General features: G+C 61.8%; 27 protein-coding genes. 18 read left to right on the plus strand and 9 right to left on the minus strand.

Translation table 11 applies throughout. From position 1 onward, the window contains the following. The first annotated feature begins 145 nt into the window (after positions 1–145). The 5 genes from DB032_RS21960 to DB032_RS21980 all read left to right on the plus strand — a co-directional run bounded on the left by DB032_RS21960 (position 146) and on the right by DB032_RS21980 (position 6,017). Entirely contained in the window at positions 146–1,405 is a 1,260-nt protein-coding gene (locus tag DB032_RS21960) for an ABC transporter substrate-binding protein (protein ID WP_107801327.1), read from the plus strand. Between the two features lie 249 nt (positions 1,406–1,654). Further along, on the plus strand, positions 1,655–2,518 hold the full coding sequence (locus DB032_RS21965) for a carbohydrate ABC transporter permease (RefSeq protein ID WP_107801328.1): 864 nt from the start codon (positions 1,655–1,657) through the stop codon (positions 2,516–2,518). A 9-nt stretch (positions 2,519–2,527) separates the two neighbouring features. Continuing rightward, positions 2,528–3,397, plus strand: coding sequence for a carbohydrate ABC transporter permease (locus DB032_RS21970; protein ID WP_107801329.1), 870 nt, complete (start codon positions 2,528–2,530; stop codon positions 3,395–3,397). Continuing rightward, positions 3,394–4,893, plus strand: a complete 1,500-nt coding sequence (gene nagZ, locus DB032_RS21975) for a beta-N-acetylhexosaminidase (protein WP_107801330.1) — start codon at positions 3,394–3,396, stop codon at positions 4,891–4,893. Before DB032_RS21970 ends, nagZ begins: the two co-directional genes overlap by 4 nt. A gap of 11 nt (positions 4,894–4,904) precedes the next feature. Beyond that, the gene (locus DB032_RS21980) at positions 4,905–6,017 is read left to right on the plus strand and encodes an ABC transporter ATP-binding protein (RefSeq protein ID WP_107801331.1); all 1,113 of its coding nucleotides are present in this window, start codon (positions 4,905–4,907) and stop codon (positions 6,015–6,017) included. A 156-nt stretch (positions 6,018–6,173) separates the two neighbouring features. Here the strand turns inward: DB032_RS21980 and DB032_RS21985 are convergent, their stop codons facing one another. Then, positions 6,174–6,851: a B3/4 domain-containing protein gene (locus tag DB032_RS21985; RefSeq protein ID WP_107801332.1), complete on the minus strand. Its 678-nt coding sequence runs from the start codon at positions 6,849–6,851 to the stop codon at positions 6,174–6,176. A gap of 308 nt (positions 6,852–7,159) precedes the next feature. Here DB032_RS21985 and DB032_RS24265 point away from each other — a divergent pair, with 308 nt between their 5' ends. The 8 genes from DB032_RS24265 (at position 7,160) to DB032_RS23970 (ending at position 10,436) form a co-directional block, all read left to right on the plus strand. Next, a complete protein-coding gene (locus DB032_RS24265; protein WP_158274393.1) occupies positions 7,160–7,507 on the plus strand; it encodes a hypothetical protein in 348 nt (115 codons plus the stop codon). After that, positions 7,491–8,087, plus strand: coding sequence for a PAAR domain-containing protein (locus DB032_RS21995; protein WP_158274394.1), 597 nt, complete (start codon positions 7,491–7,493; stop codon positions 8,085–8,087). Before DB032_RS24265 ends, DB032_RS21995 begins: the two co-directional genes overlap by 17 nt. Continuing rightward, a complete protein-coding gene (locus tag DB032_RS22000) occupies positions 8,044–8,646 on the plus strand; it encodes a hypothetical protein (RefSeq protein ID WP_199225960.1) in 603 nt (200 codons plus the stop codon). Before DB032_RS21995 ends, DB032_RS22000 begins: the two co-directional genes overlap by 44 nt. A gap of 3 nt (positions 8,647–8,649) precedes the next feature. Then, positions 8,650–8,931 (plus strand): hypothetical protein, encoded by a 282-nt coding sequence (locus tag DB032_RS23955; protein WP_146176761.1) that lies wholly within the window; start codon positions 8,650–8,652, stop codon positions 8,929–8,931. A 60-nt stretch (positions 8,932–8,991) separates the two neighbouring features. Further along, positions 8,992–9,282, plus strand: a complete 291-nt coding sequence (locus tag DB032_RS23960) for a hypothetical protein (RefSeq protein WP_146176762.1) — start codon at positions 8,992–8,994, stop codon at positions 9,280–9,282. Continuing rightward, positions 9,279–9,632 (plus strand): hypothetical protein, encoded by a 354-nt coding sequence (locus DB032_RS23965; protein ID WP_146176763.1) that lies wholly within the window; start codon positions 9,279–9,281, stop codon positions 9,630–9,632. Before DB032_RS23960 ends, DB032_RS23965 begins: the two co-directional genes overlap by 4 nt. A 75-nt stretch (positions 9,633–9,707) precedes the next feature. Continuing rightward, entirely contained in the window at positions 9,708–9,998 is a 291-nt protein-coding gene (locus DB032_RS22005) for a hypothetical protein (RefSeq protein ID WP_146176764.1), read from the plus strand. A gap of 42 nt (positions 9,999–10,040) precedes the next feature. After that, positions 10,041–10,436 carry a hypothetical protein gene (locus tag DB032_RS23970; protein WP_146176765.1) on the plus strand — a complete coding sequence of 132 codons (396 nt, stop codon included), beginning with the start codon at positions 10,041–10,043 and terminating at the stop codon, positions 10,434–10,436. A gap of 170 nt (positions 10,437–10,606) precedes the next feature. Here the strand turns inward: DB032_RS23970 and DB032_RS23975 are convergent, their stop codons facing one another. The 5 genes from DB032_RS23975 to glpK all read right to left on the minus strand — a co-directional run bounded on the left by DB032_RS23975 (position 10,607) and on the right by glpK (position 17,049). Then, positions 10,607–11,125, minus strand: a complete 519-nt coding sequence (locus DB032_RS23975; protein ID WP_146176766.1) for a hypothetical protein — start codon at positions 11,123–11,125, stop codon at positions 10,607–10,609. Positions 11,126–11,377: 252 nt separating this feature from the next. Continuing rightward, a complete protein-coding gene (gene glpD / locus DB032_RS22015) occupies positions 11,378–12,895 on the minus strand; it encodes a glycerol-3-phosphate dehydrogenase (RefSeq protein WP_107801337.1) in 1,518 nt (505 codons plus the stop codon). A gap of 389 nt (positions 12,896–13,284) precedes the next feature. Continuing rightward, positions 13,285–14,631: a glycerol-3-phosphate transporter gene (glpT, locus tag DB032_RS22020; protein WP_107801338.1), complete on the minus strand. Its 1,347-nt coding sequence runs from the start codon at positions 14,629–14,631 to the stop codon at positions 13,285–13,287. A gap of 124 nt (positions 14,632–14,755) precedes the next feature. Beyond that, entirely contained in the window at positions 14,756–15,457 is a 702-nt protein-coding gene (locus DB032_RS22025) for an MIP/aquaporin family protein (RefSeq protein ID WP_107801339.1), read from the minus strand. Between the two features lie 86 nt (positions 15,458–15,543). Next, entirely contained in the window at positions 15,544–17,049 is a 1,506-nt protein-coding gene (gene glpK / locus DB032_RS22030) for a glycerol kinase GlpK (RefSeq protein ID WP_107801340.1), read from the minus strand. Between the two features lie 730 nt (positions 17,050–17,779). Here glpK and pyk point away from each other — a divergent pair. The 3 genes from pyk (at position 17,780) to DB032_RS22045 (ending at position 21,361) form a co-directional block, all read left to right on the plus strand. Beyond that, complete coding sequence (gene pyk, locus DB032_RS22035) at positions 17,780–19,186, plus strand: pyruvate kinase (RefSeq protein WP_107801341.1); 1,407 nt, start codon at positions 17,780–17,782, stop codon at positions 19,184–19,186. Positions 19,187–19,299: 113 nt separating this feature from the next. Continuing rightward, positions 19,300–20,076, plus strand: a complete 777-nt coding sequence (locus tag DB032_RS22040; protein ID WP_107801342.1) for an ABC transporter substrate-binding protein — start codon at positions 19,300–19,302, stop codon at positions 20,074–20,076. A gap of 73 nt (positions 20,077–20,149) precedes the next feature. Beyond that, positions 20,150–21,361, plus strand: coding sequence for a winged helix-turn-helix domain-containing protein (locus DB032_RS22045; protein ID WP_107801343.1), 1,212 nt, complete (start codon positions 20,150–20,152; stop codon positions 21,359–21,361). A 1-nt stretch (position 21,362) separates the two neighbouring features. On the opposite strand, the gene DB032_RS22050 is transcribed toward DB032_RS22045, so the two are convergent. Together DB032_RS22050 and DB032_RS22055 are read right to left on the minus strand one after the other, a co-directional pair. Beyond that, a complete protein-coding gene (locus tag DB032_RS22050; RefSeq protein WP_107801344.1) occupies positions 21,363–21,836 on the minus strand; it encodes a pyridoxamine 5'-phosphate oxidase family protein in 474 nt (157 codons plus the stop codon). Between the two features lie 25 nt (positions 21,837–21,861). Next, positions 21,862–22,311, minus strand: a complete 450-nt coding sequence (locus tag DB032_RS22055; RefSeq protein ID WP_107801345.1) for a GNAT family N-acetyltransferase — start codon at positions 22,309–22,311, stop codon at positions 21,862–21,864. 159 nt (positions 22,312–22,470) lie between these two features. On the opposite strand from DB032_RS22055, the gene DB032_RS22060 reads away from it, so the two are divergent. Next, positions 22,471–22,800, plus strand: a complete 330-nt coding sequence (locus DB032_RS22060; protein ID WP_107801346.1) for a hypothetical protein — start codon at positions 22,471–22,473, stop codon at positions 22,798–22,800. 110 nt (positions 22,801–22,910) lie between these two features. Next, positions 22,911–23,480 (plus strand): PTS sugar transporter subunit IIA, encoded by a 570-nt coding sequence (locus tag DB032_RS22065; RefSeq protein ID WP_107801347.1) that lies wholly within the window; start codon positions 22,911–22,913, stop codon positions 23,478–23,480. Here the strand turns inward: DB032_RS22065 and DB032_RS22070 are convergent, their stop codons facing one another. After that, positions 23,481–24,245, minus strand: a complete 765-nt coding sequence (locus tag DB032_RS22070) for an SDR family oxidoreductase (protein ID WP_107801348.1) — start codon at positions 24,243–24,245, stop codon at positions 23,481–23,483. Positions 24,246–24,311 lie beyond the last annotated feature (66 nt).

A 24,311-nucleotide genomic window follows, 5' to 3' on the forward strand; every position in this document is an offset into this window, starting at 1 on the left:
TCACTGGCATTGAACTGGTCTCGCTTTCATTGACACCACTTCAATGCCACAATGCGGAAAAACGCCAATCAAATGGCATAACAACACAGCAAGTCCGCCGTCAGACTGGCCGCCCGCCAGCGCCGGCCTCCAAGGAGAAACCATCATGAAACTCAACGCCTTCGCTCGCGCCTCCCTGCTCATCGCCGGCTGCGCCGTCGCCCTGCCGGCGCTGGCCGCCGACAAACCGGTGCTGGAAGTGTGGACCATGAGCTTGTCGCCCAAATTCGACGGCTACTTCAAGGATCTGGTCGGCAAATACAACGCCCAGAATCCCAATGTCGAAATCAAATGGACCGACTACCCCTGGGACGTGATCCAGTCCAAGTTCACCGCCGCCGTCGGCGCCGGCAAGCCGCCGGCCCTGGTCAACCTGAACGTGCCTTGGGCTTACGACTACAAGCAAAGCGGCCTGCTGCAGCCGCTGGACGGCGTAATCAACAAGGGCCAGTACGTGGACGGCGCGATCAAGGACGTGACCTTCGACGGCAAGGTCTACGCCTTCCCGCACTACAACGGCGCCAACGTCATCGCCTATAACGCCGAACTGTTCAAGAAAGCCGGCCTCAACCCGGCCAAGCCGCCCAAATCGCTGGACGAGCAGCTGGCTTACGCCAAAACCATCAAGGCCAAGACCGGCGTCGCCGGCTTCGCGCCGGCGCTGGGCCCCACCAAGATCGAAGGCTTTCTGATCCAGAACGGCCTGCCCTTGCTCAAGGACGGCAAACCCGTGTTCAACAGCCCGGCCCACGTGGCCATGCTGAAAAAACTGGGCGACGCCTACAAGTCCGGCGCGCTGCTGAAGGACAATCTGTTCGCCCAGGACAACTTCCAGGTGTCCATCGCCGCCTACAACAGCGGCCGCATGGCCATGCTGGTCACCACCCCGGCCTCGCTGACCCGGGTGCGCGACGAAGCGCCCAAGCTCTACCAGTCCACCCAGGTGGCTCCGGCGCCCATCGGCCCCACCGGCATCGCCGCCGGCGGCTGGATGTTCAACTTCGGCGTGGCGCGCAACGTCAACAAGGCGCTGCTGCCGGAAATAGGCAAGTTCGGCAACTACCTGACCAACGCCGACAACCAGCTCGCCTTCGCCAAACTGGCCGGCACCCTGCCCACCGCGCGCAAGGCGGCGCAGGACCCCTACTTCCAGAAAGTGGCCAATGACGCCGGCGCGGCGGAAAAAGCCGTAGGCGTGGCCGCCGCCAGTCTGGACAAGACCCGCACCATCTACCTGGCCGGCGTCAAGGATCCGGACGTGCTGTCCGCCCGCCTGGCCGCCGCGGTGGAAAAAGCCGTCACCGGCCGCCAGGACCCCAAGGCCGCGCTGGACGAGGCGGCGGCGTTCTGGAGCGGCAAGCTCTGAGAACGTGTTTACGATCTCGCGAGCGAAGACGAGACAAGGCGTTGCGGCTGAGAAAGCGGAATGTACAAATGCTACATCAGCATTTCGAAGCGGTACTCACCGTGTGACGTCTCACGACGCGCAGCAGATCGTAAACAGGTTCTGATACGCGCTTGAACGCGGCGGCGTCCCAGACCCCGCCGCCCCGCAACCCGCAGGCCGACGCCGCATCCCGGCGCCGGCCTGCCGCTACGTCACAAGGTTCTGCCCATGCGCACCAAGACCACGCTGCAAGCCTATCTGTTCCTGGCCCCGGCGCTGCTGCTGATGCTGGCTTTCTCCTTCTGGCCGGTGGGCTTCGGCAGCTTCATCGCCTTCACCCAGTACAATCTGATCGACAGTCCGCGCTGGGTGGGCCTGGACAATTTCCGCGATTTGTTCGGCGACGAACTGTTCCTGGCCTCGCTGAAAAACTCCGCCGTCTACCTGCTGGTGGTGCCGGTGATCCAGATCGTCGCCATGCTGCTGGCGGTGCTGGTCAACAACCAACTGCCGGCGATCAAGTGGTTCCGCGCCGCCTACTACCTGCCCGTGGTCACCTCGGTATCGGTGATCGGCATCATCTGGAACTTCATGTATACCGAGGACGGCGTGCTCAACGCCGCGCTGCACTGGCTGCGGGTGATCAACGAACCGGTGGGCTGGCTCAACGACGACCGCATCGCGCTGTTCGCGGTGATGTTCATCACCGTCTGGCGCGGCCTGGGCTGGTATATGGTGCTCTACCTGGCCGGCCTGCAAGCGGTGCCGGCCGACATCTACGAAGCCGCGCAGCTGGACGGCGCCAACGCCTGGCAGCGCTTCTGGCGCATCACCGTGCCGCTGCTGGCGCCCACCATCCTGCTGTGCTCGGTGATGTCGGTGCTGGCCGCGGTCAAGGCCTTCGAAGAGGTGCAGATCATGACCAAGGGCGGACCGATGCAATCCACCTACACCGCGCTGTTCTACGCCTACGAGTTCGGCATCAAATCGCTGAACTTCGGCCGCGCGCTGGCCGCCAGCCTGGTGATGTCGGTGTTCTGCGTGGCGCTGGCCTGGCTGAACTTCCGCTATCTGCAGCCGCGCGACGCTTAAGGAAACGCCATGCACAACACCGCCACCCTCGCCGCGCCCGCCGCCCGCCGCCACAGCGCGCGGCTGAGCAAGCTGGCCGGCCGCGGCCTGCACTATCTGGTGCTGAGCCTGATCGCCGTCGTCACCGTCTATCCGTTCTGGTGGACGCTGGTCACCGCGCTGTCCACCGAGGGCGACGTGTTCGCCTTCCCGCCGCCCTTGCTGCCCAGCGCCCCCGGCCTGGACAACTTCAAGGAGGCGGTGTCCAGCATCGATCTGCTGGCCTTCTACAAGAACTCCGTCGTCATCGCGCTGGCCACCGTGGCCGGCACCCTGCTGGTCAGCGCGCTGGCCGCCTACCCGCTGGCGCGGATGCGTTTTCCCGGCCGCAAGCTGGTGTTCGGCGCCATCCTCGCCACCATGATCCTGCCCAGCGAAGTCAATTTCCTGGTCAACTTCATCACCGTGTCCAAGCTGCAGCTCACCGACAGCTACAGCGGCGTGGTGCTGCCCACGCTGGCGGGCGCGGTGGGCATCTTCCTGATGAAGCAGGCCTTCGAGGCGGTGCCGCAGGATTTGATCGACGCCGCCCGCGTCGACGGCGCCGGCGACTGGCAGATCTTCTGGAAAATCATGCTGCCGCTGTCGCGCCCGGCCTTGGCGGCGCTGACCATACTCACCATGGTGTCGGCGTGGAACCAATACATCTGGCCGTCCATCGTGATGTCCAGCCCGGACAAATTCCCGCTGTCGGTGGGCGTGCTCTACCTGTCCGGCGCCTTCAGCTTCAAGACCCGGGTGGTGGCCGCCGGCGCGGTGCTGACCGTGCTGCCCATCCTGCTGGTCTTCCTGTTCACCCAGCGCTATTTCCTGCGCGGATTCGATGGAGCCGTCAAATGAGCGATACCCTGCAACAACTGGCCGGCCAGGCGCTGATGGTGGACGTGGCCGGCCCGCGCCTGGGCGATGAGGAAGCCGCCTTCCTGCAAGAATTGGGCGCGCGCGCCATCTGCCTGTTCCGCCGCAATGTGCCGGACGAGGCCAGCATCCGCCGGCTGATCGCCGATCTGCAATGCGCGCTGGGCGAGGACATCCTGATCGGCATGGACCAGGAAGGCGGCGCGGTGATGCGCACCCTGTTCCTGCCGGCGGCGCCGTCGGCGATGGCGCTGGGCGCGGTGGACGACGCCGAACTGGCCGAGAAAGTGGGCGCCGCGGTGGCGCGCGGCCTGGCCAGCCTGGGCGTGAACTGGAACTTCGCCCCGGTGCTGGACCTCAACAACAACCCGGCCAATCCGGTGATCTCGGAACGCTCCTTCGGCGAGGACCCGCTCAAGGCGACGCGGCTGGCGCGCGCCTGGATCAACGGCCATCTGTCCGAAGGCGTGGCCTGCTGCGTCAAGCACTTCCCCGGCCACGGCGACACCCATACCGACTCCCACCTGGACCTGCCGGTGGTGGACAAGCCCAAGGCCGAGCTGCGCGATTACGAACTGTCGCCGTTCGCCGCGCTGGCCGACCTCGCCCCCGGCATGATGAGCGCCCACATCCGCTTTCCGACGCTGGACGCGGACTGGCCGGCCACGCTGTCGCCGGCCATCTTGCAGCAACTGCTGCGCGAGCAGCTGGGCTACCAGGGCGTGGTGATCACCGACGGCATGAATATGAAGGCCATCCGCGAACGCTGGGGCCAGGCCCAGGGCAGCGCGCAGGCGCTGGCCGCCGGCGCCGACCTCAGCCTGGTGCTGCAATTCCCGGACGAAATGGAGGAGAGCAAGCAGGCCTTGATAGCCGCCGTCTCCGCCGGCCGGCTGAGCGAGGCGCGGCTGCAAGAAGCGGCCGCGCGCGTGGACGCGCTGATCCGGCGCTACCCCAGCCGTCAGCGCGATTACGACGCGGCGCAGCGCGCCGCCGACGCCGAATTGTTCGCCGACGCCTGGCGCCGCGCGCTGACCGCCCACGGCCAGCCGCAACGGCCGCCGGCCGGCGCCACGCTGCGCCTGGTGGTGCAGGACCAGGCGCCGTCCGACGGCGTGTCCGAGGCCGGCCTGTCCGCCGACGCGCTGATCGCTAGGCTGATCGCCCAGCTGTCGCGCCGCTTCAGCCTGGAAGTGATCCGCTACCAGCGGCGCGAGGAACTGGACTGGCGCCGGCTGCCTCAGGACGGCCGCTACACCGTGGTCGCCTCCACCACCCGCGAACGCTACGGCGCGCGCGAGCGCGCCGAATGGCGGCCGGACCTGCACCTGGCCTTGTGGAACCCCTACGCCGCCGCCGATCTCGACGCGCCGGCGCTGATCAGCTACGGTTTCGCCGACGCGGCGCTGGACGCCGTCGCCCAATGGCTGGCCGGCGAGATAGACGCCGCGGGCGCGCTGCCGGCGCGCCTGCACTAAAAGGATTCGATATGGCCCACCTCAAGCTCAGCAATATTAAAAAAGTCTACGACGACGGCAACGCGGTCATCCACGGCGTCGATCTCGCCGTCCGCGACGGCGAATTCATGGTCTTCGTCGGCCCGTCCGGCTGCGGCAAATCCACGATGATGCGCATGATCGCCGGCCTGGAAGACATCAGCGCCGGCGAACTGTGGATAGGCGGCCAGCTCGCCAACGACATCCAGCCGTCCAAGCGCGGCGTGGCCATGGTGTTCCAGAGCTACGCGCTCTATCCGCACATGACGGTGCGGGAAAACATGGCTTTCGGCCTCAAGCTGGCCGGCAAGAGCAAGCAGGAAATCGCCGCCGCCGTGCACCGCGCGGCGCTGACCCTTCAGATAGAACACCTGCTGGACCGCAAACCCAAGGCCCTGTCCGGCGGCCAGCGCCAGCGCGTGGCCATAGGCCGCGCCATCGTGCGCAAGCCGGAGGTGTTTCTGTTCGACGAGCCACTGTCCAATCTGGACGCCGCGCTCAGGGTGCAAATGCGCATCGAACTGGCGCGTCTGCACAAGGAACTGGGCAGCACCATGATTTACGTCACCCACGACCAGGTGGAAGCGATGACCATGGGCGACCGCATCGCCGTGTTCAACGCCGGCCGCATCGAACAAGTGGGCACGCCGCTGGAGCTCTACCAGCGCCCAGCCAACCGCTTCGTCGCCGGCTTCATCGGCTCGCCCAAGATGAACTTCCTGCCGGCGGCCATCGCCGCGGCCGGCCCGGCCGGCCTGGCGCTGGAACTGCCCGGCGGCCACCGGCTGAGCCTGCCCTTCCAGGGACGCGCCGGCGACGCCGCCACCCTGGGCGTGCGCGCCGAACACCTGCGCTTCGCCGACACCGGCGTACCGGCAACGGTGCAACTGGTCGAACACCTGGGCGATGTGCAGATCGTCTACGTCCAGGCCGACGGCGTGACCGAGCCCATCGCGGTCAAGCTGGGCGGCCAGGACGCCGCCCCGCCGGCCGGCAGCGCCTGCCGCCTGGCGCTGGACGCCGAGCACTGTCATCTGTTCGACGCCCGGGACCAGGCCTTGTCCAGGCTGGCGGCGCAAGCGCAGGCCCAGACCGAGACGGTCTGAACAACGGCAGCGCATACGCAAAAAGGACGCGATCGCGTCCTTTTTCATTTATCCACAGAAAACCTTATCCTGCCGTTTTATCCACAAGCCGCCATCGCCGCGCGACGATGCTCGGCTAAAAGCAGACCTGCGCCACTTACCCACAAGCCGGCGTCTTCACGCCGCTTTATCCACAGCAACCAGTTCAAAGCGGGGCCGCGCCGCGTCCAGTTCGAAACGCAGCAGCCTTCCGGCATGCGGCCGCAGTTGCTCGGCCAGCCAGTCCATGCCCGCCGCGCCGGAAGGAAACCCCTGATCCGGGCGCTCGCTGACGAAGACCACGTCGCGGCTGCCGGCGTCCAGCTTGAACAGGTCGGACTCCAACCAGTTCAGACAGCGGCACACCACCCGCCGCTCGCCGTTCAGCCACACCGCCTCGCCCGGCTGCGGCGTTTCCGCCTGATCCCGTCCCAGCGGCAGGAAGGACTCGTCGCCCGCCGCCAGATCCAATTGCAATACGCCGCCCAGCTTGGCGATGTCCTCGCCGCCAAACGGGCTCAGGCTCGACAAGGACGCCTGATTGTACAAGTCCACCAGCGGCAGAATGCTGCGCAGCTTGTCCTTTTGCGCCGCCTTGACCAGGTATTCCAGCGAACAGCGCGCCTTCTTGTCGCCGGGCAAGTCCTTGTACAACTGCTTCCAGGCTTGCAGCAGCGCGTCCAGATCACGCTCCGGCTCCGGCAGCGTCGGCAAGCGCGCGGGCAAGGCGGCGGCGTCTATCTCCAGCGCGATCAGGCCGCTGACCTGGATCTGCGGCAGGCGGGACAATAAGGCGGGGCTCAGGGCAATCTGCATCTCGGACTTTCCACGGTTGAATCCGCCTCAGCATAGGCCCGCCGCGGACAAAGGGGAAACGCGTTTTTTTGCTGGGGTATTAGTGAAACTGAATCCATTATGATTTCTGGCTGCCCATTCAATAAAAACCATTACTACCAATAAATAACCCATCATTAAAAACAAGCAAAGCATCAATCATTTTTAATGTATTTATTTTTTTATATAAACGCAATGGAATGCAAATAGAAATACTAGTCTTTAAGCCAGTTGCCGGCACCTACTATTAAATAAATCATCATTATTTTTAAATAATCAGAGGTGCAATCATGGGAACTTGGCATCAAGTTGCACTGGATGGGAGTGTGAGCCAAAAAGGCGGAGTATTGAAAGCCACCAGCAAAATCGCCTGCGACAATATAAAAGTGGGTCAGACCGGCGATATTGTCGAATATCCGGACGGCAGCACCGCCATCGTCAGCGCTGGCTGCGGCCACGCTTTCTATAACAGGGAAACCGGTAAATCGCTGGCGCTGATAGGCAGCCCGCTCAGCAACAGCGACAAGATCCATTCGGGCCCGCCCAATGGCTTGCGCTTCCTTGATGAATACGAAGGGAAACCCATCCCCGGCTTCTTGGACCCTGACTGGAGCCCGGACCTTGTCAAAGAGATATAACTGCTGCCTTGGAGCAAGCACCACCGCCGGCGGCGTCATCGTAGCCGCCAGCGGGCAAGGACGCATCGAGGGCAGGGAACTGGCCGTTGAAGGCGACCCCATTCATTGTCCGGCCTGCAACCGCCTAGGCCGCATCCTCTGCGTGCCGCCGCGGACATCGGAAATCTGGCATGGCAAACAAGCCGCGCTGGAGGGCGATCTGTGCATCTGCCAGTGCGAACCGCCGCCCAAACTGATCGCCAATCAAAAGCTGAAAAGCAATTCGACCGATGAAGGCGAACCTCCGCCTCCGCCGCCTGGACATGCGGCAACACAGGACTATGTCTCGCCCTACCGCTTCGAAATCCAGTACCAACTGGTCAGCGAGACAACAGGCAAACCGCATGTGGGCATGCCTTACCGCATAGACCTGCAAGACAACACCTTCAGAACCGGACTGACGGATTCGCTGGGCATGACCCAACTCATCGTCAGCACCCTGTGCATGAACTCAACCTTGACGGCCCCCTACCATGACGACAATACACAGACCTTTGATGGCGAGATCGGAAGCGACGCCTGTTGTAGTGACGATTCCTGAACCCGAACTCAGCGGCATGGCCTGGGTGGAGCGCTATCCAGGCAGCAACAGCCTCTCGGAGCTGGAACCAGCCTTCCAAGCCAATGTGCGGGCTTTTATTGAGGCATTGAAAGCGGCAGGTGCAACTGTGCGGGTGGCATCGACCTATAGGCCTGAGAAACGGGCTTATCTGATGCACTGGAGTTACCAAATTGCTAAAAAGAAAATTAAACCCAATAAGGCCGTTCTTCGTATAGACGTACCAATCTTGTGGGATCACAGTGATGATACGAAATCTATCGAAGCAGCCACCGCAATGTCAAAATATTTCAAGACACTTCATCTAGGTACTAATCCGGCTTTACGCACTAGGCATACTACCCGCCAAGCTATTGATATGAACACTACTTGGACAGGTGATTTAACAATAGCCAATAAAGATAGTTCTGTTGTAACTATTAAAACTGAGCCACGTACTGGCATGAATAAGGAGCTACATGCAGTCGGCGCCACCTACGGTGTTGTTAAATTTAAATGGGGCATAAAAGATAGACCACATTGGTCTTCAGACGGAAGGTAAATTATGAAGCACATACTAATCTTTGTGATGATACTGTCTAGTAACACATATGGCGGTGCTTTAACAAATAAAGACGTCAAGCGCTTCGTTGAGAACGCAGAGATTTGTCAGCACTTGGTTGGCGAGGTTTCTGAGACTAGCGATATGACGATGATTAATGATGCCAATAAAGCATGTGAACAAGCCAAAAAACAGCGAAAGCGATTACTTAAAAAATATAGTAAAGACAGAGAAGTGATAAAAATTATCAGAGAATTTGATGAAACGCTTGCTCCAAAATACTGAAGCCAAATAAAAACCACATAAATTTTTACATACCATGGAATTGTATTTCCATTTATTGACATGAAAAAATTTCTCGATATTTTTATAATGCTTTCTAACAACCTCTATGCCGGCAACCTCAGCAATAAGGATGTAAAAAACTTTATAGATAATGCTGAAACCTGTGAACATCTAGCAGGAGAGATAACAGGCATGGGTGACGCGAGACAACGCGAAGTCACCAAGGGGGTGAATAAGTATTGTGAGCGTGCTAAACGACAACAAAAGCGCTTGCTAATAAAATATAAGGCAGACCCTGACGTGATGGCTGAATTAAAGAAATGGAATGAAATATTCGGGACTGTGGAATGAAGAAAACAACTTTCTCCGAACACAATTCAAAAAACACAACGATATTAAACAGTAATATTCCAAGAATGATTTTGCAATCATTCATTATATTAATATCAAGCAAAGTGAATTCCAGCAATCTTGAATCGAATGAGATAAAAATATTTTTTGAAAATGCTCAGATTTGTGAACATTTATCCGGGGAGGTCAGTGGAGGGCATAAGGCAAAAGCTATTGATATCAAAAATGCTAATAAATATTGTGGAATAGCCAAGCGGCAAAGGAAAAAATTGTTGGAAAAATATAAAAATGATGGAGAAGTAATAAAAGTGATTAGGGAGTTTGATGAAACGCTTGACCCAAAACATTGAAGACCAAGAAAAATATCCGTTTATGAGTAATTAAAAATCTTTAGCCACAATGTAATTTCTATCTTATTTAACAATATGAAAAATTTACTCACTATTTTGGTAATGCTCTCCAGCAATCTCTATGCCGGCAACCTCAGCAATAAGGATGTAAAAAGCTTTATGGATAATGCAGAGATTTGTGAGCATCTGTTAGGTGAAGTATCAGGGGATGGTGATGCCCGCCAGATGGACGTTATTAAGGATGCTAACAAGCATTGCGAAAGGGCAGATAAATTGAGAAGGCAATTGTTAGTGAAATACAAAAATGATCATAAGATCATTAAAGCCATAAGACAGTTTGATGAAGTATTGGATTATAAGGATTGATAATTGTGGTTATTTTAACGACAATTAACAAACACTGATATCATGGCCATCAAACAATGGCAAGTTGTGAATAAAGAACAGCATATCGCCGTTATCATCTACGATATTGTAAAATATAAATGGGAGAAAATTATTTTATTTATTAATATGAAAAAGTTTCTCATTATTTTGGCACGACTCTCCAGCAACCTCTATGCCGGCAACCTCAGCAATAAGGACGTAAAAATCTTCATAGATAATGCTGAAACCTGTGAACATTTGTCAGGTGAGATATCCGGCGATAATGATGCTCGTCAACGCGAAGTTATCCGTGATTTAAATAAATACTGTAATCGAGCAATGAAACAACAAAAACGATTACTAATAAAATACAAAGCAAACCCTGAAGTCGTAGCTGAATTGAAGAAATGGAATGAAGTATTCGGTATTGTGGAATGAACCGAGTGATCGATGCCCACCGCTAGACATGCGGGCTTGGACGCTGTGGATAAGAACAGCCCGCAGCTAAGCGGCGTCAGCTTCTAAAGCAGCATGCTGCAAACCAAGCAAGCCGGGCACAAATAGCAAGCCCGGCGCCATGGCCGGGCAGAAACCGCAATGGCGCGAGCTCAGTGGATAGAGCCACCCGTCTTGCCATCCGCGTTCAGGAGTTCAACCGCGTTGAGCACCGCCTCTTCTATCAGCGAAAAAAAGCCGGCCCAGTATTCGCCTTCCAGCCCTTCCGCGGTGAAATCGGCGTGCTCCGCCATGCGCGCCAACAGCGAATCTTCCGCATGGCAGGGGTGCTCCGCCACGTAGGCCATGTAATGGCCGGCAAACGCGCGGCCCATCCGGTAAGCCTCTTGATTGCTTGCCGTGGCTGGCACCAACTGGCAGTACAAACGCAAACGCGCCGGCAGACACACGGCGAAAGAGGGCTCCTGCAAGGACTCCGTCTGGGCGACGGAATGCTCATCATGACGAAATGGACGTTTTACGGACATAAAGCCTCCCATTGGTCGTAGAACCTGTTCAATGCCTGCGCTGCGCGAAGCTTTGCGCGGCGAACGCCGCTTCAGAACGCCCACTACCGTATTCTTCAGCGCTAACGCCTTGCCTCGCTCAAATTGATCAGGCTCCCACTGCATGCCTGGCTTCAGGCTAGGAAAGCAAAGAGTAGCAGCTTTGGCGCGGCAAGGCCCGCGCATGCCGTCCCGGCCCCGCCGAGGGCGGGCGGCGAGCGATCAAGCCGGCCGCTTGCCTGCGCTGTGGATGAATCCGGGTTTCAGGCTTGCCTGTGGATACATCCGCTAAAGTCCGCATCGCGCCGCCCGCCAAAGAACCGGCAAAGAAAAAGCCCGGCGCAAGGCCGGGCTGTTTTGGCTTGAAACCGCCTTGAATCAGGCGGTCAGCCGCTGCTCGCGCGCGGCGGCCTGGCCCAATAACCAGGCGTCGATCACCTGGGCGGCGTGCGCCGGCAGGTGCAGCTTGAGCTTGGAACGGCGCCACAGGATATCCTCGCTGCGCGTCGCCCATTCCTCGTTCACCAGATAACGCAACTCGGCTTCGTACAAGCCGGGCAGGAGTTCCGCGCCCAATTGCTCCAGGCCGGCGGCCTCGCCTATCAATTTAGCCACACGGGTGCCGTAGGCGCGCGCCCAGCGTCGCGCCAACGCTTCCGGCAGCCACGGATATTGCTGGCGCAGGCTTTGCAGGAAGCGCTCGAAATCCGCGCCCGGCATATCGCCGCCCGGCAGCGGCGCGTCGGCGGTCCAGGTGGTCTTGTTGTTGCCCAGCAACGGCGCCAGCTTGTCCACCGCCTCTTCCGCCAGTTTGCGGAAGGTGGTGATCTTGCCGCCGAACACCGACAGCAGCGGCGCGCCGTCCAGATCCATTTCCAGCGAGTAATCGCGGGTGACGCTGGCGGCATTGCTGGCTTCGTCGTCCAGCAGCGGACGCACGCCGGAGTAAGTGGACAGCACGTCGGCCGGGCTGATCTGGGTCTGGAAGTAGCGGTTGCTCATCTGACACAGATACGCCACTTCCTGATCGTCTATCGCCACCTTGGCCGGATCGCCGCGGTATTCCACATCGGTGGTGCCGATCAGGGTGAAATCCTGCTCGTAGGGAATCGCGAAAATGATGCGCTTGTCCGGGTTCTGGAAGATGTAGGCGTAAGGGTGGTCGAACAGCTTCTTGACCACGATATGGCTGCCCTTGACCAGACGGATGGACTTGCCGGACGGCAAGGCCAGCGTGTCCTTGATCAGGCTTTCCACCCACGGGCCAGCGGCGTTGACCAGCGCGCGAGCGCGCGCCTGGCTGCGGCTGCCGTCTTCGGCCTGCAGTTCGCACAGCCAGTGTTCGCCGTCGCGGCGGGCGCCGACGCAGGCGGTGCGGGTCTGCACCCGCGCGCCGCGCTCGGCGGCGTCCTTGGCGTTGAGCACCACCAGGCGCGCGTCCTGCACCCAGCCGTCGGAGTAGACGAAGCCGCGCTTGAACGCCGGCTTGATCGGCTGGCCGGCCGGGTGGCTGGCGAAGCTGACGGTTTCGGAGCCGGGCAGCACTTCGCGGCGCGCCAGGTGATCGTAGAGGAACAGGCCGCAGCGTATCATCCATTCCGGACGCTGGTTCTTGTCGTGCGGCATCACGAAGCGCAGCGGCCAGATGATATGCGGCGCGGCCTTGAGCAGCACTTCGCGCTCTTGCAGCGCTTTGCGCACCAGGCCGAATTCATAGTATTCGAGATAGCGCAGGCCGCCGTGAATCAGCTTGGTGCTGGCGGAGGAGGTGTGCGCGGCCAGATCGTCCTTTTCGCACAGCATCACCGACAAGCCGCGTCCGGCCGCGTCGCGCGCGATGCCGGCGCCGTTGATGCCGCCGCCGATCACCATCAGGTCGTAAATCTCCACTGCCATCTTCCCTACCTCTTTCTTTCCAGGGGCCTGCTTAGAGGCTGTTCAAAGTCTGCTGCGCGTCGTGGAGCATCACACGGTGAGTACAGCTTGTACCACGTGTGCATTCCGCTTTCTCAGCCGCAAGGCCTTGTCTCGCTCTTGCTCGCGAGACTTTGAACAGCTTCTTAGCGCCGTTATTCCCTCGCCGGCGCGCGTCAACGCCCCAGCAATGCCATCCTACCCAGAATAATTATAAACGAACAAAAATACAACATTTTGCTTTCGTTTATACGTTGTTATCACGCGGTTTTGTCTTTTTAACCGGCTAAACGCGGAAATACGCAAAAAAACAGGCGGCAACCTGAGTCGCCGCCTCGTAAAGCGCCCGGCAGCGCCGGGCCCTGCGGGATCTACACCCGGTTCAAGGCGGCGTCCTGATCGCGCCCATGCCAGGTGGTCAAAGCCAGCAGCACGATGGCGGCGACGCAAGAGCCCACCATCAGCATGAAGCCGCCGTCCCAGCCAAAGTGGTCGACGGTGTAGCCGACCACCGCGTTGGCGGCCACCGAGCCGCCCAGATAGCCGAACAGGCCGGTGAAGCCGGCGGCGGTGCCGGCGGCTTTCTTCGGCGCCAACTCCAGCGCGTGCAGGCCCACCAGCATCACCGGGCCGTAAATCAGGAAGCCGATGGCGATCAGCGCCAGCATGTCCACGGTGGGATTGCCGGCCGGGTTCAGCCAGTACACCACGGTGGCCACGGTCACCAGGGCCATGAACAGCATGCCGGTGGCGCCGCGGTTGCCTTTGAACAGCTTGTCGGACATCCAGCCGCACAGCAGGGTGCCGGGAATGCCGGCCCATTCGTACAGGAAGTAGGCCCACGACGATTTGTCCACCGAGAAGTGCTTGACCTCTTTCAGATAGGTGGGCGCCCAGTCCAGCACGCCGTAGCGCAGCAGGTAGATGAACACGTTGGCGAAGGCGATGTACCACAACAATTTGTTGGGCAGGATGTATTTCTTGAAGATGTCGCGCGCGCTCAGCTCTTGCTCGTGGCTGGCGTCGTAGTCTTCCGGGTAGTCGTTCTTATAGGCTTCCACCGGCGGCAGGCCGCAAGACTGCGGGGTGTCGCGCATGGTCAGATAGGCGAAGATGGCCACGCCGATGGCGGCGGCGGCCGGCACGTAGAAGGCGGCGCGCCAGTCGTTGAACCAGCCCATGCCCAGGATGAACAGCGGGCCGATCAGGCCGCCGCCCACGTTATGCGCGCAGTTCCAGATCGACACGATGCCGCCGCGCTCCTTCTGCGACCACCAGTGCACCATGGTGCGGCCGCTGGCCGGCCAACCCATGCCCTGGAACCAGCCGTTGAGGAAGAGCAGCACGAACATGATGCCCACGCTGGACGTGGCCCAGGGAGCGAAGCCCATCAGCAGGAAGATGGCGGCGGACAAAATCAGGCCGACGCTGAGGAAGACGCGGGGGTTGGAGCGGTCGGACACCGCGCCCATCAGGAATTTGGAAATGCCGTAGGCGATGGCGACGCCGGACATGGCGAAGCCCAGGTCGCCGCGCGAATAGCCTTGCTCCACCAGGTAGGGCATGGCTAGCGAGAAATTCTTGCGCACCAGGTAATAACCGGCGTAGCCGATGAAGATGCCGAGGAAGATCTGCCAGCGCAGTCTCCGGTACAAGCTTTCTTGCTCAGAGGAGGGCAATAGCGGCTGATGCGCCGCCGGACGGAACATGCTGATCATGGGAACACCTCATTTTTTAGTGTGGCAACTACGGTCCGATCTGCGCCGGCTCCGGATTACAAGCGCGGCGGCTAAAACGCCGCCGCGCGAAAACTGCGGCCGGTTCCAAGGAACCGGCCAGGCATCACAAGGTATAAGCCAGGGCCGCCAGCGCGCCGCCGATCAGGGAGCCGACCACCGGCACCCAGGCATAGCCCCAGTCGCTGTCGCGCTTGCCGGGAATCGGCAGGATGGCGTGCATGATGCGCGGCGCCAGATCGCGGGCCGGGCTCATCGCATAGCCGGTGGTGCCGCCCAGCGACACCCCGATGCCCAACACCAGCAGCGCCACCGGCAGCGCGTCGATGGCGCCCAGCGACATCTTGGGCGCCACCATGCTGAGGATGGCGAACACCAGCACGAAGGTGGCGACGATTTCGGACACCAGATTGCCCGGCAGGCTGCGGATGGCCGGGCCGGTGCAGAAGGTGGCCAGCTTGGTGTCGGCGCAATCGGTGCTGTCAAAATGCTTGCGGTAGATCAGCCACATCAGGCCGGCGCCGCTCATGCCGCCCAGCATCTGCGCCAGCACGTAGCCGGGCACCTTGGCCCAGGCAAACTTGCCGGCCACCGCCAGCGCCACGGACACCGCCGGGTTCAGGTGGGCGCCGCTGATCGCCGCCACGCTGAACACGCCGACGAAGACCGCCATCGCCCAGCCGAAGGCGATGACGATGAGGCCGCTATTGTGGCCCTTGGTGTTTTTCAACAGCACATTGGCCACCACGCCGTTGCCCAGCAACACCAGCAAGGCGGTGCCGATGAATTCGCCCATTAAAGGATTCATGATTGTTTCTTCCGGATAAGGAGTGCGTCCGCCGCGCCCGGGTGGCGGAACCTATCAGTCGTCGCGTCCGAGACAGGCCGCGTTCATCAAGCCTGTTCGTCGTCGGCCCAGACCTTGGCGGCGTTCACCGCGCGCCGCCAGCCCTTGACCTTGCCGGCCACGTGCGCGGCTTCCAGCCGCGGCTTGAAGCGGTGGTCCAGCTGCCATTGGCCCTGGACGTCGTCGACGTTCTTCCAGTAGCCCACGGCGAGGCCGGCCAGATAGGCGGCGCCCAGCGCGGTGGTTTCGGTGATCTTGGGGCGCACCACGTCCACGCTCAGGATGTCGGACTGGAACTGCATCAGCAGTTCGTTGACGGTGGCGCCGCCGTCCACGCGCAATTCGGCGATGTCGAAGCCGGCGTCGGCCTCCATCGCCTTGAGCACATCCATGGTCTGATAGGCGATGCTGTCCAGCGCCGCGCGGGCGATGTGGGCGGCCTTGGTGCCCAGGGTGGCGCCGACGATGGTGCCGCGCGCGTTCGGATTCCAATGCGGCGCGCCCAGGCCGGCGAAGGCCGGCACCAGGTAGACGCCGTCGCTGTCGGCCACTTCCTGGGCCAGCGGGCCCACGTCGGCGGAATGGCGGATGATGCCCAGGCCGTCGCGCAGCCACTTGACCACCGCGCCGCCGATGAAGATGGAGCCTTCCAGCGCATACTGCACCTTGCCGTCCACCTTCCAGGCGATGGTGGTCAGCAGATTGTTCTTGGATTCGATCGGCGCGTCGCCGGTGTTCAGCATCATGAAGCAGCCGGTGCCGTAGGTGTTCTTCACCATGCCGGGGCGGGTGCATTGCTGGCCGAACAAGGCCGCCTGCTGGTCGCCGGCCACGCCGGCGATGGGGATGGCCACGCCAAGATGGGCGGCGTGGGTGTGGCCGTAGACTTCGCTGGAGCTTTTCACCTCCGGCAGCATGCTGGCCGGAATGCCCATGATGTCCAGCAGCTCGGCGTCCCATTCCAGGGTATGGATGTTGTACAGCATGGTGCGCGAGGCGTTGGACACGTCGGTGACGTGCACCTTGCCGTGGGTGAAATTCCAGATCAGCCAGCTGTCCACGGTGCCGAAGGCCAGCTTGCCGTCGCGGGCGCGTTCCCGCGCGCCCGGCACATTGTCCAGAATCCACTTGATCTTGCTGCCGGAGAAATAGGCGTCCACCAGCAGGCCGGTCTTGGAGCGGATCAACTCGCCCAGGCCGCGCCCCTTCAGCTCATCGCAGAATTCCGCGGTGCGGCGGTCCTGCCATACGATGGCGTTGTAGACCGGGTGGCCGGTTTCGCGGTCCCATACAATCGTGGTTTCACGCTGATTGGTGATGCCGATGGCGGCGATGCTGCGGCCGTCGATGCCGGCCTTGGCCACGGCCTCGGCCGCCACGCCCACCTGGCCGCCCCAGATTTCCTGCGGATCGTGCTCCACCCAGCCCGGCTGCGGGTAGATCTGACGGAATTCCTTTTGCGCCAGCGACACGATGTCGCCGCTGCGATTAAACAAAATGGCGCGAGAACTGGTGGTGCCTTGATCCAAGGCCAACACGAATTGATCCTGCATAGGGTTTCTCCTGTTCAGCCGGTGGGCGGCCTGGTGTCTGTTCGTTCGTTGCATGCGGCGGCGGATGCCGGTTGCGGACCGTGCTCCATCGCTCAAGTTATTGATAATGTTTCTTTTTGTACTTATGACGTTCGTTTTATTTTCGAGCCATTCTAGGCCCCGGCCAAAGCTTGTCAATCGTTCTTCGTAAAAAAATCTTAATATCGCGACTTTCCGCGCCGCTCCAATTCATGCTGCAAAGCAATAACAGCAAGGGTTTGCTCCCTGTAGCGCTCCACTACAAAGTGGTGCCGTTTCAGCAAGTTATCGAGTAAAAGCCCTATGTTGCAGCGCATTGGCCGCCATGATTCTCCACTGACTCTGTGTTGCAACAAAGTTTTTGTCTTTATCTGGAGATAAAATAACCCTGCTCTGGTCCCAAGATCCCCCTAGGGCCAGCTTTTCGGCGGCTTCTCTCGCTTGCCGCTGAAAAGGGTAAAACGCGCAAAAAACGAACATTCACCCTGATCCAGTGGCGGGATTCGCACACAGGCCGCGCGTTTTCCGGCCTTAAACGCCGCCGGCCTTACGTAGTCAAGCCGCTACAGTCCGACTGTGGCAGCATGACAGACAGTTCCATCAAACGCGGCGCAGCCTAGATGGAAAGACGCACGGATGTGATTGGCAAAACAACACCGCCCACGCCAGGCCGCGCAACGCCTCGCGGCCGGACCGGGCATAAAGGACTGTCATGCTTCGCAATACCAAAATCCTAGCCACGCTGGGCCCGGCTTCCAGCACGCCCGAAATCATCCTGGAACTGGCGCGCTCCGGCGTGAACGTGTTCCGCCTCAATATGAGCCACGGCAGCCATGACGATCATCGCGCGCGCCTGGCGTCCATCCGCGCCGCCGAAGCCGCGCTCGGCCGCCCGCTGGGTGTGCTGGTGGACCTGCAAGGACCCAAGCTGCGCATCGGCCAGTTCGCCGTGCCGACGATGGTGAACACCGGCGACGCCTTCGACTTCGTGCTGGACGAGGTGGACGGCGACGCACAACGCGCCAGCCTGCCGCATCCGGAAGCCTTCGCCGCGCTCAAGCCCGGCCATCGCATCCTGGTCAACGACGGCAAGCTGGCGTTTCACGTGGAACAAGTGGAAGCGCGCCGCATCGCCACCCGGGTGGAGGTCGGCGGGGAGTTGTCCAGCCGCAAGGGCTTCAATCTGCCGCAAACCATCCTGCCCCTGTCCGCCATCACCGACAAAGACCGGCTGGACGCCGAATTCGCGCTGAAGGAAGGCGCGGACTGGCTGGCGCTGTCCTTCGTGCAAACCGCCAACGACGTGCGCGAGCTGCGCGAACTGGTGGGACAGAAGCTGGGCATCATGGTCAAGATCGAAAAACCGTCGGCGGTGGACGAGCTGGACGCCATCACCGAACTGGCCGACGCGGTGATGGTGGCGCGCGGCGATCTGGGCGTGGAGCTGCCGCCGGAAGACGTGCCGGTGGTGCAACGCCGCATCGTCCATCAGTGCCGTCATCTGGGCCGCCCGGTCATCGTCGCCACCCAGATGCTGGAATCGATGATCACCGCGCCCACACCCACCCGCGCCGAGGCCAACGACGTGGCCACCGCGGTTTACGAAGGCGCCGACGCGGTGATGCTGTCGGCGGAAACCGCCGCCGGCCAGTTCCCGCTGGAAGCGGTGCGCATCATGGACCGGGTGATCCGCCGCGTGGAAAGCGCGCCGGACTACCGCCGGGTGATGGCGCTGGATTACAGCGCCGCCGACGCGCCGGACCGCGCCGACGCCATCGCCGCCTGTGTACGCAAAGTGGGTTCGCTGCTGCCGGTCACCGTGTCCGCCGCCTTCACCACCAGCGGCTCCACCTGCCTGCGGCTCGCACGCGAGCGCCCGCACACCCCCATACTCGGCATCTCGCCGCGGCTGAACACCGCGCGCCGGCTGACCCTGGTCTGGGGCGTGGTGGCCTATAACGGCCCGGACGCGGAAAACCTGGAAGACATGGTGGTGAAAACCACCTTCGCCGCCACCAAGCTGGGCCTGGCGGAACAAGGCAAGCCCATGGTGATCATCGCCGGGGTGCCCTTCGGCACGCCGGGCACCACCAATTTGCTGCGCATCGTCTACCCTTGAACGCCGGCCGAGCGTCACAGCAAACGGAACCTTAGGGTTCCGTTTTCGTTTGCCCGTCGTCGGCCGCGGCAGCGGCTATGCTTAGCTGATCAGCACGTTCCGGATTCCTCTCGATGATCGCTAGCATCCGCCGCCTCGGCCTGACCCTGCTGCTGCTCGGCGCCTGCCTGACCGCGCCCTGCCGCGGGCAAGACGCGGACATCCTGACCGTGGCGGTGGACGCCAACGCGCCGCCCTTCATGTACGAGGAGAACGAACGGGTCGGCGGCCTCTACCCGCGCCTGGTCAGCGCCGTCTGCGATAAAGCCGGCATTCCCCATGCGTTTCGGGCCCTGACGTGGCGCCGCGCGATCTTCGAACTGGACCGCAGCGCCATGGCGGCGGCCGGCATCTACAAAACCGTCAACCGCGAACAGCGTTACGACTTCAGCCTGCCGCTGTATCAGGAACGCATCGTGGTGGTCTACCTCCGCCAACGCCCCATCGATTTTCGCAGCCTGGCGGATCTGGACAATAAGCGCGTCGGCGTGATGGCGGGCTGGAGCTACGGCGACGAATTCGACCGCGCCCGCGCCGACAAGCGTTTCAGCGCCTACGACGGCGACTCCGACCGCCAGAACCTGCAACTCCTGCAGCGCGGCAATCTGGACGCGGTGCTGGCGATACAGGAGGCGATGGACGCCAGAATGCAAAACGGCGCCTACGCCAATCTCGCGGTGGCGCCGGCCATCCTGGCCAGCAAAGCCACTTATCTGGCCATCAACAAAACCTCGCCGCAGCTGCCGCTGTTGCAGCGCTTCAACCAGGCGCTGGAGAAAATGCGCCAGGACGGCAGTTATCAACAATTGGTGAAGCAGTTCTTCTCCGGTCGCCCCCCCTCCAAACCCTAGGCCGGACTTAGCGCCCCCCTGAGCAAAACGGTTTTTGCTATAGTCATCCACTTGTCCTACCGATGACCATGCCATGTCCATTTTGCACCTGTCGCCGCAGCAAGCCCGTCATCTGCAACTGGCCGCCCAGGGCCTGCTGAGCCCGCCGCGTCGCAAAGCCGGCAAGGCCGACGTGCTGGCCGCCATCCGCCGCATGGCCTTATTGCAGATCGACACCATACACGTGGTGGCGCGCAGCCCCTATCTGGTGCTGCACAGCCGGCTGGGATCCTACGATCCGGCCTGGCTGGACCAATTGCTGGCCGAAGGCCGGCTGTTCGAATACTGGGCGCACGAAGCCTGTTTCGTTCCCGCCGAGGACTACGGCCTGCTGCGCCATCGCATGCTCAAACCCGAGGCGATGGGCTGGAAATTCTCGCTGCGCTGGCTGGAGCAGCACCGCGCCGACATCGACGCGCTGATAGACGGCATCCGCGTCAACGGCCCGGCGCGTTCGGCGGACTTCGAACGCAAGGACGGCAAGGGCAACGGCTGGTGGGACTGGAAGCCGGAGAAACGACATCTGGAAGTGTTGTTCACGCTGGGCCGGCTGATGGTCAGGGAAAGACGCAATTTCCAGCGCGTCTACGATCTGGCGGAACGGGTGAAGCCCGGCTGGGACGACGCGCGCGACCTGCCCACCGAAGAACAGGCGCAATGGCGTATGCTGCGCAACAGCTGCCGCGCGCTGGGCGTGGTCAAGGCCGGCTGGGTGGCCGATTACTACCGGCTCAAGCGCGGCCGCTACGACGCCATGCTGCACCAGATGGCCGATGCCGGCGAACTGATCCCGGCCCGCATCGACGGCTGGCAGCACGACGTCTTCGTCGACGCGGATCTGGCGGAACGCCTGCCCCAAGCCGTCTCCGGCGAGCTCAAGGCCACCGCCACCGCCATCCTGTCGCCGTTCGACCCGCTGGTCTGGGACCGCAAGCGCGCGTCGGAACTGTTCGACTTCGACTACCGCATCGAATGCTATACCCCGGCGCCCAAACGCCAGTACGGCTATTTCGTGCTGCCCATACTCAACCGCGGCAAGCTGGTGGGCCGGCTGGACGCCAAGGCCCATCGCGCCCAAGGCGTGTTCGAGGTCAAGGCGCTCTACCTGGAGCCCGGCGTTCGCCACAGCGCGCGGCTGAGCGCCGATCTCAAGACCGCGCTGCAAAAGCTGGCCGACTGGCACGGCGCGCCGCGGCTGCACGTGGAGCGCGCGCCGGGGACGCTGGCCCAGGCATTGAACAGTTGATTCAGCCCTGGGAGGCTTCCAGCGGCTTAACCCCGTATCGCTTGAAAGCCGCCTCCCGTTGTGAAGCTTCCGTAGTCCCGGCGATCAAGCGGTAACTGGGCGCCACAATATCGCTGACGCCTTGCACGGCAATGGAGATCAATCTCCTAATAGGAAACTGGCCCTGTCCCATGGCGAGCAACGGAGCGGCCAGCGCCAAAAACTCGGGCTGGCCCTGCTCTATGATGCTGGCCGTGCCGCGCAATTTGCAGCCTCTTTGCGCGAATATATCCAGCAGGGCCACGCATACCTGGGGATTGACGCGAATATTCGCCACCGACCGGGGAGAAGCGATGTCCGCGATCAGCAGATGAGAGTCGTCCACCGCCATGAACATTTCCTTGGGCGAAACATTCGGCAGGCCATTTCCGTCGCTCGTAGCCAGCCAGCACAATACCGAACGTTCGGCCCAGTATTCCACTCTATGCGTTGACATGGTTGCTCCTGATCGCCCGTGACGGCTATAGGGTCTTCCGGTACTGGATATAACCCAGGTTCTCCGCCAATTGATCGTAAAGCCGCCGCGCGGTGGCGTTGGTCTCATGGGTCAGCCAATACACCCGCGAACACTCGCGCTCGCGCGCCCACCGGTACACCCATTCGATCAGTTGCCGCCCGGCGCCCAGGCCGCGGCAATCCTCGGCCACGAACAAATCCTGCAAATAGCAATAATCGCCCAAGGTCCAGCTGCTGGGGTGCAATACGATGTGCACCAGCCCCACCGCCCGCTCGCCGTCCCAGGCCAGCCAGCCGCGCATCGCGTGATCCGGCAGCAGATAGCGCCGCCAGGTTCCCATGACCGTGGCCTCGTCCATCGTCACTTGGTAAAAACGCTGATAACCGCGCCATAGCGGCAACCAGGCCTCGTAGTCTTCGGCCCGCAACGGGCGGATGGAAAGCGTATCGCTCATGCCGATCTCCAGTGGCGGCGCAAACGCGCCCAATCCGCGCATTGTGGCCCAAGCAAGACGGAGTCATAAGAACCACTTGGCCTTGCAGCCAGGAGCCACCCCGGAACTTCGGCCTTCGCCGGCGCTCAATACAGCATTTTCCCCAACGAGGACGTTTACATGCGCGCCACGCTTTTGATCGCCGCCGCTTCCACCCTGGCTCTGGCCGCTTGCAGCGAGAAGCAAACCAACCAATTGCAAGAGTCCGCCTCCAGCGCCATCGGCACGGTGCACAACACGCTGCAGGACAGCAGCGCGCCGCTGGGCCAGCTCAAGGAACAGGCCAGCGCCGCCATCGGTGTCGCCAAACAGGCAGGCGCCGCGGCCGCCGCGCTGAGCCCGGAACTGAAAGAGCAGGTGAACAAGCTGAAAGAACAGGCTTCCGCCGTGAAGGGCGCGCTACAGGCCCAGGAGAAAAAGGCCGAGCAGCCGCAATCCGAGCAAAAATAAGCCCGGCCGCGTTGGCGGCATTTTTATGCCGCCGCGCGTTTTCTTTAGCGGATCTTTAGCCCCTGCTGACTAGGATGAGGTCGCACCCCTAACCAAAGGAGAAATCCGCCATGCTGACCCTGCCCGACCTCTGCGGCCCGCAAGACATCCTGCTCAATCAAACCCTGGCCGACAAGGCCGCGCTGCTGGAACACGCCGCCTCCCAGCTGGCCCAGCGCCACGCCCTGCACCGCCCGACGCTGGCCGCCGCGCTGCATGAGCGCGAACAGGCCGGCAGCACCGCGCTCGGCCACGGCCTCGCGCTGCCGCACGCCCGCATCGAGGGCCTGACGGAAGCCCGCGCGCTGCTGCTGCGGCTGCAAACCCCCATCGCCTTCGACGCCCCGGACCAACAAGCGGTGCATACCGCGCTGGTGCTGCTCCTGCCGCGGCAAAGCCGCGAGGCCCATCTGCATATTTTGGCCAGCTGCGCGCGCATGTTCGCGGAACGGCCGTTCCGCCAGGCGCTGGAACGCTGCCACAGCGCGCAGGCGCTCTATCACCTGCTGTGCGACTGGGCCGATCCGGAAGAACTGAACGACCCGCACTTCCTGCTGGACAGCAACCGTTACTTCATGGACAGCGAAGCCAGCCTGCGGCCGGATTACACGGTGAAGCGCAAGATGGTGGCCCGCTTCTGATCACAGCTTGCCGATGGACACGCCGCCGTCGACGAACAAGGTGGTCCCGGTGACGAAGCTGGACGCGTCCGACGCCAGGAACAAGGCCGCCCGCGCGATCTCCTCCGGCGCGGCCATGCGCTTGAGCGCGTGCAGGCCGGCCACCGCCTCGCGCTGCTCCGGCGTCGCCGCCGCGGCGCGGCCCATCTCGGTGTCGGTGCCGCCCGGCAACAAGGCGTTGACGCGCAGGCCCCGGGCGCCGTATTCCGCCGCCAGCGAGCGCGCCAGCCCCACCAGTCCCGCCTTGCTGGCCGCGTAAGCGGCCATGCCGGGGAAACCGATGGCGTGGCCGACAAAGGACGAGGTGAAGATCATCGATCCGCCGCCGCCGCGCAACAGGGCCGGCAGTTGGTGCTTGGCGCACAGAAAGGCGCTGCTCAGATTGCTGTCCAGCGTCGCGCGCCAGCCATCCAGCGACACCTGGTCCAGGCTGCCCAGCGCACCCAGGCTGCCGGCGTTGTTGAAGGCGACGTCCAGGCCGCCGAATCTATCCAGCGCCAGCTCCACCGCCTCCCGCGCGCAATCCTCCGAAGTGAGATCGCCGGCCAGAGCCGCCGCCTGACCACCGCCTGCCACGATTTCCGACACCAGCCGGTCCAGCTTGGCCGCGCGCCGCGCCACCAGCACCACGCGCGCGCCTTCGCTCGCAAACAGCCTGGCCGCCGCCATGCCGATGCCGGAACTGGCGCCGGTGACGATGGCGGTTTTATTGATCAATGCGCCCATTGAGTTTCCTCCTGAAAGTGAATGAGGCCCGCGCCGGTCTTCGGCGCGGCGACAGCTTCAGTTTCA

Source organism: Chromobacterium sp. Panama (genome assembly GCF_003052555.1).
GTDB lineage: Bacteria > Pseudomonadota > Gammaproteobacteria > Burkholderiales > Chromobacteriaceae > Chromobacterium.